At 40.1% G+C, this 14579-nt stretch carries 14 protein-coding genes; 5 read left to right on the top strand and 9 right to left on the bottom strand.

Features of this window, described 5'->3' with window-relative positions; genetic code table 11:
• The first annotated feature begins 118 nt into the window (after positions 1 to 118).
• The 3 genes from EHO65_RS00110 to EHO65_RS00120 are packed head-to-tail and all read left to right on the top strand — an operon-like array spanning position 119 to position 2847.
• Positions 119 to 1009, top strand: coding sequence for a patatin-like phospholipase family protein (locus tag EHO65_RS00110; protein WP_135772209.1), 891 nt, complete (start codon positions 119 to 121; stop codon positions 1007 to 1009).
• The gene (locus EHO65_RS00115; protein ID WP_135772210.1) at positions 1006 to 1365 is read left to right on the top strand and encodes a hypothetical protein; all 360 of its coding nucleotides are present in this window, start codon (positions 1006 to 1008) and stop codon (positions 1363 to 1365) included. The genes EHO65_RS00110 and EHO65_RS00115 overlap by 4 nt, the downstream gene beginning before the upstream one ends.
• 51 nt (positions 1366 to 1416) lie before the next feature.
• Entirely contained in the window at positions 1417 to 2847 is a 1431-nt protein-coding gene (locus EHO65_RS00120) for an OmpP1/FadL family transporter (RefSeq protein WP_135772212.1), read from the top strand.
• A 13-nt stretch (positions 2848 to 2860) separates the two neighbouring features.
• On the opposite strand, the gene EHO65_RS00125 is transcribed toward EHO65_RS00120, so the two are convergent.
• The 9 genes from EHO65_RS00125 to EHO65_RS00165 form a co-directional block, all read right to left on the bottom strand.
• Positions 2861 to 3223 carry a response regulator gene (locus EHO65_RS00125; protein WP_135772214.1) on the bottom strand — a complete coding sequence of 121 codons (363 nt, stop codon included), beginning with the start codon at positions 3221 to 3223 and terminating at the stop codon, positions 2861 to 2863.
• A gap of 6 nt (positions 3224 to 3229) precedes the next feature.
• Positions 3230 to 4741 (bottom strand): MASE3 domain-containing protein, encoded by a 1512-nt coding sequence (locus tag EHO65_RS00130; RefSeq protein ID WP_244243384.1) that lies wholly within the window; start codon positions 4739 to 4741, stop codon positions 3230 to 3232.
• 116 nt (positions 4742 to 4857) lie between these two features.
• On the bottom strand, positions 4858 to 6234 hold the full coding sequence (locus EHO65_RS00135; protein ID WP_135772216.1) for an MBOAT family O-acyltransferase: 1377 nt from the start codon (positions 6232 to 6234) through the stop codon (positions 4858 to 4860).
• A gap of 22 nt (positions 6235 to 6256) precedes the next feature.
• Positions 6257 to 7393: a DUF1574 family protein gene (locus EHO65_RS00140; RefSeq protein WP_167481990.1), complete on the bottom strand. Its 1137-nt coding sequence runs from the start codon at positions 7391 to 7393 to the stop codon at positions 6257 to 6259.
• Between the two features lie 138 nt (positions 7394 to 7531).
• Positions 7532 to 8656, bottom strand: a complete 1125-nt coding sequence (locus EHO65_RS00145; RefSeq protein ID WP_135772220.1) for a glycerate kinase — start codon at positions 8654 to 8656, stop codon at positions 7532 to 7534.
• A 61-nt stretch (positions 8657 to 8717) separates the two neighbouring features.
• The gene (locus EHO65_RS00150; RefSeq protein WP_135772222.1) at positions 8718 to 9026 is read right to left on the bottom strand and encodes a DUF4387 family protein; all 309 of its coding nucleotides are present in this window, start codon (positions 9024 to 9026) and stop codon (positions 8718 to 8720) included.
• On the bottom strand, positions 9023 to 10414 hold the full coding sequence (locus EHO65_RS00155) for an acyclic terpene utilization AtuA family protein (protein ID WP_135772224.1): 1392 nt from the start codon (positions 10412 to 10414) through the stop codon (positions 9023 to 9025). The genes EHO65_RS00150 and EHO65_RS00155 overlap by 4 nt, the downstream gene beginning before the upstream one ends.
• A gap of 49 nt (positions 10415 to 10463) precedes the next feature.
• The gene (locus tag EHO65_RS00160) at positions 10464 to 11768 is read right to left on the bottom strand and encodes a 2-hydroxycarboxylate transporter family protein (RefSeq protein WP_135772226.1); all 1305 of its coding nucleotides are present in this window, start codon (positions 11766 to 11768) and stop codon (positions 10464 to 10466) included.
• 186 nt (positions 11769 to 11954) lie between these two features.
• Positions 11955 to 12509 carry a TetR/AcrR family transcriptional regulator gene (locus tag EHO65_RS00165; protein ID WP_167481991.1) on the bottom strand — a complete coding sequence of 185 codons (555 nt, stop codon included), beginning with the start codon at positions 12507 to 12509 and terminating at the stop codon, positions 11955 to 11957.
• Positions 12510 to 12797: 288 nt separating this feature from the next.
• Here EHO65_RS00165 and EHO65_RS00170 point away from each other — a divergent pair, with 288 nt between their 5' ends.
• On the top strand, positions 12798 to 13550 hold the full coding sequence (locus EHO65_RS00170) for an RraA family protein (RefSeq protein WP_135772231.1): 753 nt from the start codon (positions 12798 to 12800) through the stop codon (positions 13548 to 13550).
• Between the two features lie 37 nt (positions 13551 to 13587).
• Positions 13588 to 14550, top strand: coding sequence for a D-2-hydroxyacid dehydrogenase (locus EHO65_RS00175; protein ID WP_208743933.1), 963 nt, complete (start codon positions 13588 to 13590; stop codon positions 14548 to 14550).
• The last annotated feature ends 29 nt before the right edge of the window (positions 14551 to 14579 follow it).

Consider the following 14579-nt stretch of genomic DNA (forward strand, 5'->3'; position numbering starts at 1 on the left):
GGGATCTCTAAACCTCGGAGTCATCTTGAATTTGCAACCTTTTCGGAAGAGATGATCTCATATCTTTTGTAAATGGAAATGAAGAACAAAATTCTAAGTTTTCATTAAAGGAGAAATTATGGAACTTCCAAAAGCAAAAAAAGGAAAGCGAGCATTATTGGTAGAAGGAGGAGGAATGAAAGGAGCATTTGCGGGAGGAGTTTTACATTCTTTGAATTGTATTCTACCTGCCAAAAACTTCGATTTGGTCCTGGCTGTTTCGTCTGGAGCATGTTGCGCTGCTTATTACGCAACCACTCCTGATCCCGAACCAGTTTCAGGAGATCATACACTTTCCATTTGGAAATACGAACTCGCAGGCAAAAAATTGATCTCGGTCTTTCATCCTCTTTTCGGCAAACCGTTCTTAGATCAAAAATATTTAATAGATTATCTATTCCGAAAAAAGTATCGGATCTTGACCGAAAATTTAGGAAAGAAAGGATTACCTGAACTAAGGATCGCAGTCAGCAATCTTCGATCCAGATCTATAGAATATAGAAAAGCCACAAAAGAAAATTTATTCGATCTATTGAAAGCAGCAACATCACTTCCGATAGCAACCAAAGGAAAATATAAGGTAGAAGGAGAATATCTATCCGATGCGGCGATCTTGAACCCTTTGCCACTACAAGATTTGATCGAGGCAGGATATAAGGATATAACGGTAGTATTAAATTCTCCAATACAACATTCTTCTCCGCCACTCACATCTATCAGTAGATTTTTATCCTTTCCTCTGGATCGAAAACTATCCAAGATCATGAAATTTTCCCATCATACGAATTATAATACTGCAAGAGAGATCGCATCCAATCCTCCAAAAGGTGTTCGTATTTATACAATTGCACCGGAAACAAAACTTCCTGTTGGACTAATCACAACTAAACAATCGAAACTGGAACAAACAGTCGAGTTAGGAAAAGAAATCGGAAGAAAGGCTGCAAAATTCTTAAAACGAAAACTATGAAAACGATCTCTTTCCCCTCTCTCAAACCTGCACTCGAGCGGATCAATTATGAATTGATAATGGACTTCGAAGAACATCATCCTCGAGTGTATATCCATCTAGAATGGAATTCGAAAGAATATAAGAAAGAGCCTCGTTATGAATTCCCTGAGGGGGGACTTCTTTTTATCAATGTTCCAACTTGGGAGTGGATGGATTTTATAGATGGGATCCAACCTCCTGAGATGGAGATCCGGGACTTCCGGATAGAATTCATCTGTTTTCCAGAGGATAGAAGGAAAACGGAAACTGCATCCAGGTTTTGTATCCGTTATCCTGCCTATCCTGAACCGATGGTTTATCTCACCAGATTCTGAAAAATTGACTTGGATCAATGCAATTCGTATGATCTTTCATACAATTTGAGAATGAAACTCGGAATTATTATCACACTATATAAAGGATTCTCCCGATCGAAAAGAGGGCGTATCCCCTTTTTACTTATCCTTCTTCTTTTCCTATCCTTTGGCTCTAGCGTGTATGGATTCCAAGGGATCATGCCAACCTCAGTCGGAGCAAGACAAGCCGGAATGGGGGGCGCCTTCCAAGCTATCGGAGGTTCCGTTATGGACTTGGAATCCAATCCATCTCATTTGGCCAGGCTCACTACTCCTAAATGGGAATTCGGCACTTCCGTTCATTTTGCAAAAATAGAATATTCAGATTCTTTTATAGACCAGGACCCTAACCTTTCTTACCAGAATAAGATCGTGGAAACTCCAAGAGCAGTTTTTCCTTATATGGGTTATATTCATCCTGTCACAGATCGGCTCGGGATTGGATTCGCATTGTACACACAAGGTGGAGGAGGAGGTTCTTTTTCAAATATCACTCGGATCTCTCCCGGCAAACAAAGTTTAAATGATACATTTGGCGTAAACGTTCCTTTCGGAACGGAAAGAAAATCACAAGAAGATCTTAAATTCAAATTTATGCTTACCAAGTTGACTATAGGCGCCGGATATAGATTCGGAAATCTATCAGTAGGCTTAGGGCTTGATCTTGCCTATGCGTTCATGGAAATGAAGAAGACAAATTTAGATCTGAGTAGGACAGTCGAACTGCCTGGCAGCCTCGCATATAATAGCGATCCTGCTTACTCATACGGAGGTAAATTAGGATTTTCTTATGAACTCTCCTCGAACATAAGATTAGCTTACTCTTATACACTTCGAAACGTTTTACATATGGACGGACAAATGAAAGTAGAAGGAGAGGATCCGATTGTCAAAAATGGATCTCGCGTTTCAAGATATATGGTCTGGCCAGACCGACATATTTTCGGGATCTCTTATCGTATTCATTCTTGGATTTTCGATTTTGATATTAAGTTCATTCCTTGGTCCCAAAGTTTTCGTACAAATCGTTTTATCTTGGAGCGGCCGTTAGTAACTACTCCAATCGGTTCCGAATCAAATGTAATGCAGATGAATTTCAGATGGAGAGATCAATATTGTTTCGCTTTAGGCGCGGAATATGAGTGGAAATACGGATTCAGGTTCAGAGCGGGATATAGTTATGCCAAAACACCAATGACTCCCCAAGGATTAAATCCAATGCTTGGGACCACGAATGAACATCATCTTGCAGGAGGTTTGGGATATTATACTACGAGCGGTCCTACACTTCATTTTGCGATAGAATATGCATTTCCAAAGTCAATGAAGGGAAGTGAGTCTTCCGATTGGGCCTTGGCGCATTCTATCTTTTCCGCAAAAGAGATCCAACTGACTCAATTCCAATTCAGCAAATCTGTTTCAGTATTGAGCTTAAGTTTTGGCGTTGAGAAAAATATTTAAGGGAAAAGATAGATCAAAAATGTGAGTCGATCAGACTCTTCAATTGATCTATCTGTAACGGTTTTACAAAATAACCCAAAGGTTTGGTTACTGCGGCCCTATCTTTGGTGGCTTTATCCTGGTATCCAGTAACAAAAACGATAGGAATATCTACATCCTCTTTGATCTCGGAAGCTGCGGCAATACCATCCATTTCTCCTGCGAGAGTGATATCCATTAAGATCAGATCCGGACGATCTTCCTTCGCGATCCTAACTGCTTCTTCTCCGGATGTAGCGAGGTCGATCACATTATATCCGATCTTTCTCAACTCCCGTCGGATCAACATGGCAGTAATCACCTCTTCCTCTACAAGAAGTACGTTTAAATTTTTCATTTCCGGCTAAACCCGCTTTTTATATATATTATTCGGAAAATCGATCTCGCATTGAAAATTCGGACCGGTCTTAAAACGGATATTTCCTGACAATTGGCTTTCTGCGATCCCTTGCACGAGTTGTATTCCTAAAGAACTACAACTCTTAAAATTGTATTCTTTCTCCATACCAACTCCGTCGTCCGAATATGTTAAGTGAAATCTTCCTCCCTGATCTTCATAAAAATGAATCGAAATATTTCCGGAAGAAGCTTTAGGAAAAGCGAATTTGATCGAATTATTCAAAAGTTCGGAAAGTATCAAACCGATGGGGATCACCACATCAAAAAGAAGTTTCCGGTCCTCTATTTCTGTCTGAATGCTCAGTTGACAGGAACTATTATCATTAGTCCGTAACGCGTAATTCGATAACTCGGTGATATATTGTTTTATCGGTACGGATGATAGATCCTTTCCGGAATACAATAATCTATGCACAAGAGAAATGGCCTGTATACGGTCCTGAAGCCTATACACGATCGTCCTAATTTCGGGACTCTCCGGATATGCCTCCGATTGTAGAACGATCAGACTACCGATTACCTGCAAAGTATTATTGGAACGATGATATATTTCCCGGATCAGATTCTCTTTTTCTCCCAAAGACCTAGACAATATCTCGTTTGTTTCTAAAATTTTCCAGTATGGTCGATTGATAGAAGAAATGAAAACCCCTCTGTAGATAAGGAAAAAAGAAATGATCTTATAAATATGGCCTAATACATTATATATATCGAATACAGTTGTATATACTGCAAAGACAAGCTCGCTCAAAATACAAAATATGAATGCGTAAATATAATATTTTGTATTCTCCCAGCCGAACTTAGGTATCCTAAACCAATAAGCGATCAGGGCAAGTATCAATACAAAAATAATAACAAACTCCGAAACCCTTTTAAAAAATGTTAAACCGATCTCGGGAGAAAAAGTAACGGGAAGAAGTTCCGTAAAATAAGTAACTGCTATAAATGTAAATGTGGAAACTAGGATCGGTACAAACAGCATCAACCCTTTTTGTTTGAATAATCCGTTCTCGTTTGGAACAAACGCACTTGTTAAAAATGAAATTGCCGAAAATAACCGGACTATGATCCAAAACTGGGTGGATTTATTAGGAGAATTCGGAGTAAACAAATCCGGCATGCCGGAGTATCCCAGCATATGCATCATATCTATTAAGGCGATGCCCAAAAAAGCGGTCCCTAAAAATAAAGTGTGCCTATCTTTACTTTGAGGGTAAGTAAACCAGCCCACCCCGAAAATAGACATAGATACGATAATACTGAATGATTCTGCTATATTATGAAAGACTAGATACGGAGGGATCTTGGATTCGAAATATATGGACGAATGGAAAACCTGGATGGTCAAGATCGGAAGAGAAGCAAAGAAGAACGCTCCAATTACTTTCATCCAATAGCGATTCGAATAAGAAATTTCCTGACCCATTTCCGCCATTCTGAACCTGAAATCCATTTATAAATGACGGATTTTGTCATTCATAATTCACATGGCAAGATCAATAGGATTATTGACAAATATCAATAATACGTTACTCGCGCATGTCTTAGGATATAAGATCGGAGTTCGAATTAAAATTGGAAATAAATAAAGGACCTTTCGCCGGAAACAGACCCCGCGATCCAAAATCCGACAAAAATCGTCACAACCGGAATCGCATAACGAAGCACTCTTTTTAAGCTTTCCCGTTTCGGTTTCACTGAACGATATTCCAACCAATGAACAATTAAGAAAGAAATGAATATCCAATTGGTGCCCCAAGGTAATCTCAATTTCGCTCCAGAGATATTGAATAAGCCGGAGATAAATCCAAACGCATCCACAACCGAGTCGGCTCGAAAAAAAATCCAACCAATACTAACTAGATGGAAAACAAATAATGCAGAAACAAATTTGGGGATTCGATTGAAAAAGGAAAAACGACCTATGAGCAATCTTTCAAGACCCAAAAGTATGCCGTGCCACGCCCCCCAGATTATGAACGTGTAATTTGCTCCATGCCAAAGACCCCCCAAAAGCATAGTTAGAAAAAGATTGATATTGGTTCTTAGATTACCTGATCGATTTCCACCTAATGGTATGTACAGGTAGTCGCGTAACCAAGTTGACAACGATATATGCCAGCGACGCCAAAATTCCCGAAAAGATCCTGAAAAATAAGGAGCTAAAAAATTAGGCGGAAGTTTGTAACCGAGAAGTAAAGCACAACCTCTAGCTATATCAGTGTAACCTGAAAAGTCGCAATAGATCTGAATTGCGAAGCCATAAAAAGATACCCAATGAGCTTCCGCATTATATGTCCCTGGAGTCGAATATACAGTGTCTATCCAAACGGAAATCTGATCTGCAATCAGTACTTTCTTAATTAAACCGAATAAAAGCCACCAGCAACCTGTCGTTGAAAACAATAAGTTAGGCCTTTTCGGAACATGAATCCTGGTTAAAAAATCTTTCGCTCTTAATATTGGACCTGCAATCAACTGGGGAAAGAAAAGAATAAACAATAGAAAGTCCGAGAAGGATACTTTATATTCAAAATCTCCCCGATGTACATCAACTTGGAAAGATATCATTTGGAACGTATAGAAGCTAATCGCTAAAGGAAGAATCCATTCAGCACTAGTAGACATAACATCCGTTCCAAAGCCGATATCGGACATCACTCGCTTAAAGAACGGATAATATTTGAAAACAAAAAGATTCGCCAAATTCAAAATAAGAATCCAGACGAGCCTTTTGCGGTCACCTCGACGTTCGAAAAAATAGTAATAGGCGTAGTTCAAAACCACGACCAACACGAAATGAGCGAGAAAAACTACGCTCCAATAGCCGTAAAAAACAATGGAAGCTAAAATTAGAAATCCTCGTCTCCACTTATGATCCAAGGACCAGTAGATCAAATAGACAAACGAGAAAAAAATCAAAAAAACAAGGCTGTTAAATAACATATTTTCCTAATACAATGGCGATTCAACGTACAGGTAGAAGAAAAGACGAAAGCTCAGTATAGCAACGTCGCGACAAATGACTGGCATCAGAAAAATAATCGCATTTCATAGGAAGCTCATTTGCATCCACATAGTGAACGTCGCTTCTTTGAAGTGTATCCAAAACTTTAGTTTCAAATTCCGCCCAATTGGATTCAATCCGCTCATAATTGTTTAAAATTGGATGAACACGAGGCCGCAAGTAAACAGTAGGAATTTTTTTAGCTTTTAGCAACGCGATCGTTTTTTCCAGATATTCCAACTCTTCCGGATCAACCATATAGGTATTACCTGCTTCCTGTTTTATGACAAATAACAAATCTTCAAATTTCTCTTTATATACAGCAGGACTTTTCCCAAGAGTTAAAATATTATAATCTTTAAAATTGCCTGATTCTAAGTTTTTCCGATCTTTCTTGCTTACTGATTCGTAACCATTTCCGCCCGCTAATCCGAAGAACGTTAATTCCCAGTCGCGATCATCACCTTGCAATAGTCTCCAGAAATTTTTGGGAGAAAATTGGTATTTATACGACAAAAACATCCTGGGATAAAGAATGTTCCAAACCGCCGTCAACCCTAGTTCCTTATAATGTTTTAGCGCAAAGTCCAATGGAATGACATTCTGTTTTAAAAATTCTTTAAACTTTCCATTCTTATTAAAGCTCATCATCGAAATTTCGACGACAACAAAATCGGGCTCCCACCCTTTCTCAAGAGTCTGCAAAAGGCGCGCATAAATTAAGCGCATGCTAGCCCCTGCCATCGCAATACTTATTCCTTCCCAATTTTCCATCTTATGAGCTATTTGCGGGGTTAAAAACGGGTCTTTTCGTGTATAGCCTGGGTTCGGAAAACCGTTAAAAGCAATACTCCTTGAGGTTCCGAGCGCTAAAAAAACATTTTTGGAATTGATATAATCCAACTCAACAAGGTCATCGTTATTGATCAGTGGTAAAAAGTTTTCGGTATAAGGGAGATAAGCCGCCAATTTATCTCTCAAGGGTTTTATAAGAAAAACTTTATCAACGATAAGATAGGCACTTAATGCAATAACCGGAATTAAGAAGGCGACAAATTTTTGCCTTTCTCGCTTCTTAGCGAGGATATTAAAATTCACAATCCATATGTATAGTCCAATCTCCCTAAAGCAATTCTTTTTTAGATCTGTGCAAGAAGGATCTGATCAACTAATAAAGTCAGCAATAAGCACTAACATTGGAATTATATAACGATACGATTTATAGTTATCGTGCTATTATGACGAGCCGAGAGCCCTTGCTACAGTATGCGATAGTTCTGAAACTGCCACTTTACGTGACGGCACACTACCATCCTTTGATACCGCAAATATTTCGGGATAATCAGCCGCGTCCAATCGATCTCGGTCAGCCACAGCACCACTGACGACCAAACAATCCGCACCAATTCGGCGACAAAGTCGAACCACAGCATCTACTAGCTTACCGGTTAGAGTTCCTGCGTCGGTCCGACCTTCTCCCGTTAAAACCAAATCACCAGGACGAATCATTTGAGCCAGTCCGGATTCTTCCAAAAAGAAAAGAGCACCCGAATCTAGCGTTACTCGCTTTCCTCCCATTCCAAGAAATGGAAGCGCTATTCCACCTCCGGCACCAACCCCATCCAGCCAATTTGTATCAGTATGTCCACCAAACTCTGCCCAAAGAAGGGAGAGCTGTTGAAGCCCATCTTCCAATAGAGCAACTTCGCTTGATGAAGCACCTTTCTGCGGAGCAAATAATTGGGGTGCACCCGTCGGACCTAATAAGGGATTGGCTACATCCGAAAACATTTTGATGTCAGCCATTATTGGAGTAACTGTATCCGGCGGTATAAGCCTTCGAGCATTTGGCAAGTCTCGCAAGGAATATATCGGTCGGTCCTTAGTGTCTAAAAGGCGAAACCCGAATTCATGTAGGATCCCGAGTCCACCGTCGCAAACTGCCGTACCTCCAAGGAAAATAAACAATTCCTTCGTCTGCTGAGTTTGGATGTGACGAACCCAACGACCGAGGCCTCTACTCGTACGATCTATCAGAGGAAGCCTGCGATTGTTTCTAAAGTTTAATGATAGAAGTCTAGCCGATTCGAAATAGGCACGACCCTCTTCCATAAGATAACAAACCGAGCGGTTTCTCCCACAAGCATCCGGAAGTGTATTTACCTGAAGCTCCAGTTTTGGCCGAAGTGATCTGAGGGTAGTAAGACTTCCTTCACCACCGTCCGCCAAGGGAAGTTCAAATATTTGAACTGCATTTCCCAAGGCAGAAAGAACTCCCAAGCCCATAGCATGTGCAGCCTGCTTCGCACTTAGAGTTCCTTTAAATTTGTCGGGTGCAATGAAGATACGGCTGCGATACATCTGTTCCTGCTGATAAATGAAACTGAATCGATTTTAATTCTCCAGCAGAATAGGCGCATGATTAATCAATCTGCAACTCCAAAATTCTGACAAACTGCTGCCCAGAGTGCATGTCACTCTCGTATTTATGGCCTTGAGGTTTTTCCTTTGGTATTGATATTTTAACAGTTAATAAATCATCCGCAAAGAAAAACATCATCGAATCTTTATCTACTTCATAAAGAGCAGCTACTTTTTCCGGTAAGCTGTCCTTAGATTTTTTAATTCTAGAATAGTCTTCTGTTGAATCACAAAAAATGTCGATGGTCATCCAAAAAGGACCTGCATTTTTGGATCGAACGTATCTGGATAAATTTTTTATAGCAGTCATCTTACACTCTCTCTAAATTCAGCACGAACATATTCAATTCTCACCAATTCCAAAGGGTCATCAAGCTCTACGACATGATTCAACTTAAATTCATAAATTGCTCCTTTGTCTATCGCTGACGGAGAAAAAGGAAAAGCAAAACTAGGCAATTGTTCATTGAAGTTGTATGGGAAGTGAAGTAGGTAAGGTTGCACAAGTTTACTAATTTTGCTAGCCATTTCCTGCGTATCTCCCGTTACCGTAAATAGAACCATGACTTCTCGAGGAGCTTCAGAATCGTCAGGAATTTTTTCGCCAAGTATTGCATTATAACCGTACAATTTCATGTCGTACGAAAACTTATTCGTATCATACTTGAGCCTCTTAATTTGAGAGTTAATATAATTTTTCAAATTAGTAGACCATTCATTCAAATGAGCACATACTTCCGGATCACGTATTCCAACCAATGTGATCGTCTGAAAACCCACTGCTCCCGATCCTTCTAGCTTCATCGTATATTTTTCGGCTGGATAAAAACTAGTCCCCTCGACCCGGACAGCAACCTCGTTCAGTTGTTTATATATTGCCGTACTCGTATCAGTAGTTCCGGAAGGTTCGACCAATTTATAAGGGTTTGCATTTTCATAAAGCATATGTGCGGATACCGTATAAGGTGTACATTTACTTCCCTCAAGAGTTGGTTCAACAGTGAACCCATCCTTATCTACGGTAATTAGGACACTACCCTTCGCTGGTATAGAAGTGCATTGCGCTCCACATTCGACTGTTTTTGCCGCATGCCAAGTCGGCCCTGGTGGAAGCCCCCATCTTAATGGAAGGGCGGACATCATGGCTGTATCTGTAGCCCTACCGCAAAGGATGATAGTTGCGCCTTTATCAATAGCCTGAATAAAAGGTTCCGCCCCGGCAAGGGCAACAATATGATCGCACTCATCAATTAAGGATTCCGTAAGATCTCCAAGCGGAGCTAAAGGACGGATTTTGTTCTCATGTAACTTCTTTTTAATAGTTGCATGAGCCTGTTCGGTATATATACAAGCGATCTTTGCCTTGATACGTTCTTCTTTACAAATTTCTAAAGTAATTTCTTTCATCTGATCAACGCCCATATCGGAACCGCAAGTTCCACATGACCCGATCAAGACAGGGATCGACAGTTCGTTTCCTCCAACGATCATGATCCTCATGTCTTCTTTCACCGCCTCTCTGGCGTATTTGGTTTGACCAGTACCAAGATAGGACGGTCCCGAATCGGTCGACCCTGCGTCACACGCTATTGCATCCGGACGCCTTGATAAACCGATTTTAAATTCCTCCTCAGCGATCCCACCTCCCACAGCTCCAATCGGAACAAGGATTTTGCATGTTGAATCAACTATTGACATTATAGATCACCTCTCATTGATATATTGATTTGTTTAAAACGAGAACTTGCTATTTTAGAAGAAGGCTGAAAAGATATCCTGCGATAGCCAAGATCAACCCCCCGCCAATTCGTGAAGAGATTTGTGCATAAGGGAAAAGTTCCATACGCTTCGATGCTCCCAACACCTCGAGATCTCCCGAACCTCCACGGTTGGCCATACATAAGCCGGCCGTAATCGCAGCTTCTATTGGATAAAATTTGAATATTTTAGATGAAAAAAGAATAAATAGGATCACTCCTAATACGATCATAACAATAATAACCACATTAGAAGGAGCTAGAGCCTGAATTAATTCATTCACATCAGTCCCAAGGCCTATAACAAAAAGTACCATGGGAAGAATTAGTTTCAGCCCACCTTTCATTACATTATTCAACGCAATCTTTAACGGCCCAGGTACGATATCTAGAACGTTAAGAAGAATAAACAGTATGACTGTATACGCGAATAAATGGATTACACTAAAAACACCGTAAAGAATTACCGCCACACCTGATACGGCGAAGACTAGATAGAAAGCATTGAGATGGTCCTGAGCTGTAGGTTCTACTTTTTCTATTTCTTCCGCTATCTTAGCATTCGTGCTTATATCTTCATAAACAAGTTTCCCTTCGCCGGACAATGATTTGAATTTCTGGCCGAGAATGTTTAATAGGGAAGCAGATATGATTGCAACCGTGTTTGCTATAGTTAAGATAGCGATCGCAAAACCATAATATTCTCCGCGAGGATTTCCCGTTACGTTTTCATAAATCTCGGACATGGGGATCGCACCTCCTCCATTTCCTCCGCCCATAATAGGAAGAACATAATGAGTAATAATTTTCGCAAACGGAACGTTAAAGATAAGTCCTCCGATTGTCCCGAAGGTTACAGCTCCGATAAGCCCGATTAGAATAAGAGGAACGTACCCCACCAGAGATCTGAGTAGCGCACTTCGTTTCACAGAAAGAATACTTCCACCAACGAGTAAGATCAGTGCAAAATGTAGGAACTTATTTTCGATCGCCGTGGCCGACAATGCTTTGACGTCACTTGCGCTGACGATACCAAATCTAGCAGCCAATGCACCGCAGACAAAAGCGAGAACATACCCGCCGCCAAAAAACTTATTCCAGATCGGCAATTTTTCACCAATCGCATATAGCACTAGCCCCATCGAAATCAAAAAGGGCCATGCAGTAAGAATCCCCCCTCTCTCAAGGGCTCCCGCTCTCCATAGCACTACGGACGATAAAATCATTACAATAAGAATAGGCAGAGGAATCCCGCCAAGCTTCACACCGACCACTTTACTAAATATCTTTTTCATATGGATCACTCTTCACCTTATGTAGTCAGTGTCCACAAGACATTTTACGAATAGTCTGTCAAATAAAAAAACAAAAGCAACGAATCTATTTCGGAGGGAGACTTATTAGAGAAAAAGAGAACTTAATTAAGAATTATAATGAAGACTATCGAAGTTATTCAGAGAGAAACAATATTTCGAGTAATACTATAACTTCTTCATGGAATTATAAAATCGAAGGAATATACTCTGCGAATATTTTTTGATTTCACCCTTTGTGTAACCAGCGTTATAAATCTTTTTCGAAATAACTAGAGTTGCTAGACCCTGCATCAAGGAAAATAGCTGGAGGCAAACCTCTTTTACGTCGTCAACCTGCCATTCACCTCGTTCTTTCATCTTCACAACTAAGTCTTCGATAATATAATAAGTTTTCAAACCGGATGTTTTTACAGTTGGGAAATCTTGCGAGGAAGGAAGGTCCGAAAGAAAGATAATATCATAATAGAGAGCATGTTGATTACTAAACTTCATGTAGTTGTCTAATATGTTCATGAAATTTTCTAAGAGAGTTTTTTTTTCGTAATCAACATTTTTGGTAAGGTATGCGGCGAGAAGTTCATAACCCCGAATTGCTATTTCAGCGATCAACGCATCCCTGTTTTCATAGTGCCGATATGGAGCTCCATGAGAAATCTTTAGTCGACGGGCTACCTCTCTGATACTTAACCCCTTAACCCCATGTTCCTCAATGATCTTCAATGATTCACTGATACAGGCTTCTCGAATATCGACATTATTCCTATTGCGCATTAAGAAACAGAAAATCGGTGCTACTATAAGGATCAACTTCAATTTGCCCATCTTTCCAGGCAGGACGATATTCGATATTCGGGCCAATCCGAGGCAATTTTCAAGAATGCGACTGCTTCAGGATCCTAAGGACAATTCAAATAGAATTTATAGGGCTATATTAACTTCAGAAGGAATGTTATTATTTTCTTGACGCATTAAATCTCCATGTAGTCATTGTCTACATGGAGATTTAGAATGAGCAGAATTCTATCATCTGGAGAACTACTTCAATTAAAACGCTGGAACACTCCGACGATTTATAACGGCTGGGCACAAATAACTAAGCAGGATCTAGCGAAGGGATGTTTCAATCTCGACGAAGTCACGGATTTTATGCCTGCAATGGGACCCATGGTTGGTTATGCAATTACAGTTGTTATTGAGCCGAGCAACAAGAAACATACAGAAACCAATCCGAATGCAGTTAGTGAATATAGGGCATATATGGCGAGCGTCCCTGGTCCCAAAATTGTAGTGATACAAGACCTTGATAAACCTTCATGTGTAGGAGCATTCTGGGGAGAAGTAAATGCGAATATACACCGATCCTTAGGTTGTATCGGAACAATCACCGACGGAGCAGTAAGGGACATTGATGAGATGACTAATGCAGGTTTTAAGGCTATTGCAAAACGACTTTGTATTGGCAACGCACACGTAACGCCGGTAAAATGGAATTGTGAAGTTGAAGTTTTCGGCTGCAAGATCCAACCAGGTCAACTTATTCATGCGGATAAACACGGCTTTATAGCAGTCCCTCCCGAGGATGAAGCAAAACTTCTTGAAGCGTCGGTTTTTATGGACGTAAATGAATGTCTTACAATCATACCGGCCGCAAGATTCACAAGCGGCAAAAATCAGGATGAAATACTGAGCGGAATTAAAGAAGCCGGTAAAACATTCAATTCAGAAGCAAAAAGAAAGTTCAGCAAAGGCGGCGAATGGTAACTTTCCGAAGAGCTCTTAGTAAGTATATTATTCAATAATGGCAGGGCCAAAGATGAAAATTGTTGTACTTGATGGATATACGTTAAACCCGGGTGATCTAAGTTGGGCCCCACTCGAGGCTTTGGGGGAATTTACCGTTTATGACAGATCAACTCCTGAGCAAGCTATTGAACGTTGTAAAGGAGCCGAAATAATATTAATCAACAAGATAAAAATTCGCGAACAGGAAATAGAAGCTTTACTATCATTAAAATACATAGGGTTACTTTCTACAGGATACGACGTTGTTGATATAAACGCCGCTTCTAAAAGAGGGATTATAGTTACTAACGTTCCTTCTTACGGAACAGAATCTGTAGCACAAATGGTCTTTGCACTTTTACTCGAATTATCCAATAATGTCGGTCTACATAACGAGGCTGTTAAAAATGGAGAGTGGTCAGGTAGAAATGATTTTTGTTTTTGGAAGCGACCTCTTATAGAACTGTATGGAAAGACAATCGGCTTTATAGGATTTGGCCGAATTGGACAGGCTACTGCAAAAATTGCCAAATCATTCGGGATGAAAGTAATCTATTTTGTACCTAAAAAAAAGATCATAGAGGAAGCAGAGTGGGTTTCACTCGATGAACTCTTAAAAGGATCCGATATAATTAGCCTTCACTGCCCTCTAAATAATGACACAAGAGGTATTATCAACACTTCTGCTCTCGAGAAGATGAAAGATACAGCTTTGTTGATCAATACCTCCAGAGGACCACTCATCAATGAAGAAGATCTTGCATCAGCACTGAATAACGATCGAATCGCAGGTGCCGGACTTGATGTATTAAGCATTGAACCTCCAGCAAATACTAATCCATTGTTTAATGCAAAAAACTGTATCATAACGCCTCATATAGCTTGGGCGACTATCGAGGCGAGAACACGATTACTTAATACAGCTACTAAAAATTTAAAAAGTTTCTTAAACGGAAAACCTGAAAACACCGTTGGCTGAATTAAAATAACTTTCCATTTAATATTTAC

The sequence above is a fragment of the Leptospira andrefontaineae genome, from assembly GCF_004770105.1.
Classification (GTDB): Bacteria; Spirochaetota; Leptospiria; order Leptospirales; family Leptospiraceae; genus Leptospira_B; species Leptospira_B andrefontaineae.

What these genes read in the sequence shown, in the direction of transcription:
- EHO65_RS00160 (WP_135772226.1), bottom strand. Translation starts at nt 11,768, where the DNA reads ATGAAAAAGATATTTAGTAAAGTGGTCGGTGTGAAGCTTGGCGGGATT.
- EHO65_RS00155 (WP_135772224.1), bottom strand. Translation starts at nt 10,414, where the DNA reads ATGTCAATAGTTGATTCAACATGCAAAATCCTTGTTCCGATTGGAGCT.
- EHO65_RS00150 (WP_135772222.1), bottom strand. Translation starts at nt 9,026, where the DNA reads ATGACTGCTATAAAAAATTTATCCAGATACGTTCGATCCAAAAATGCA.
- EHO65_RS00115 (WP_135772210.1), top strand. Translation starts at nt 1,006, where the DNA reads ATGAAAACGATCTCTTTCCCCTCTCTCAAACCTGCACTCGAGCGGATC.
- EHO65_RS00135 (WP_135772216.1), bottom strand. Translation starts at nt 6,234, where the DNA reads ATGTTATTTAACAGCCTTGTTTTTTTGATTTTTTTCTCGTTTGTCTAT.
- EHO65_RS00170 (WP_135772231.1), top strand. Translation starts at nt 12,798, where the DNA reads ATGAGCAGAATTCTATCATCTGGAGAACTACTTCAATTAAAACGCTGG.
- EHO65_RS00110 (WP_135772209.1), top strand. Translation starts at nt 119, where the DNA reads ATGGAACTTCCAAAAGCAAAAAAAGGAAAGCGAGCATTATTGGTAGAA.
- EHO65_RS00130 (WP_244243384.1), bottom strand. Translation starts at nt 4,741, where the DNA reads ATGGATTTCAGGTTCAGAATGGCGGAAATGGGTCAGGAAATTTCTTAT.
- EHO65_RS00120 (WP_135772212.1), top strand. Translation starts at nt 1,417, where the DNA reads ATGAAACTCGGAATTATTATCACACTATATAAAGGATTCTCCCGATCG.
- EHO65_RS00125 (WP_135772214.1), bottom strand. Translation starts at nt 3,223, where the DNA reads ATGAAAAATTTAAACGTACTTCTTGTAGAGGAAGAGGTGATTACTGCC.
- EHO65_RS00145 (WP_135772220.1), bottom strand. Translation starts at nt 8,656, where the DNA reads ATGTATCGCAGCCGTATCTTCATTGCACCCGACAAATTTAAAGGAACT.
- EHO65_RS00175 (WP_208743933.1), top strand. Translation starts at nt 13,588, where the DNA reads ATGGCAGGGCCAAAGATGAAAATTGTTGTACTTGATGGATATACGTTA.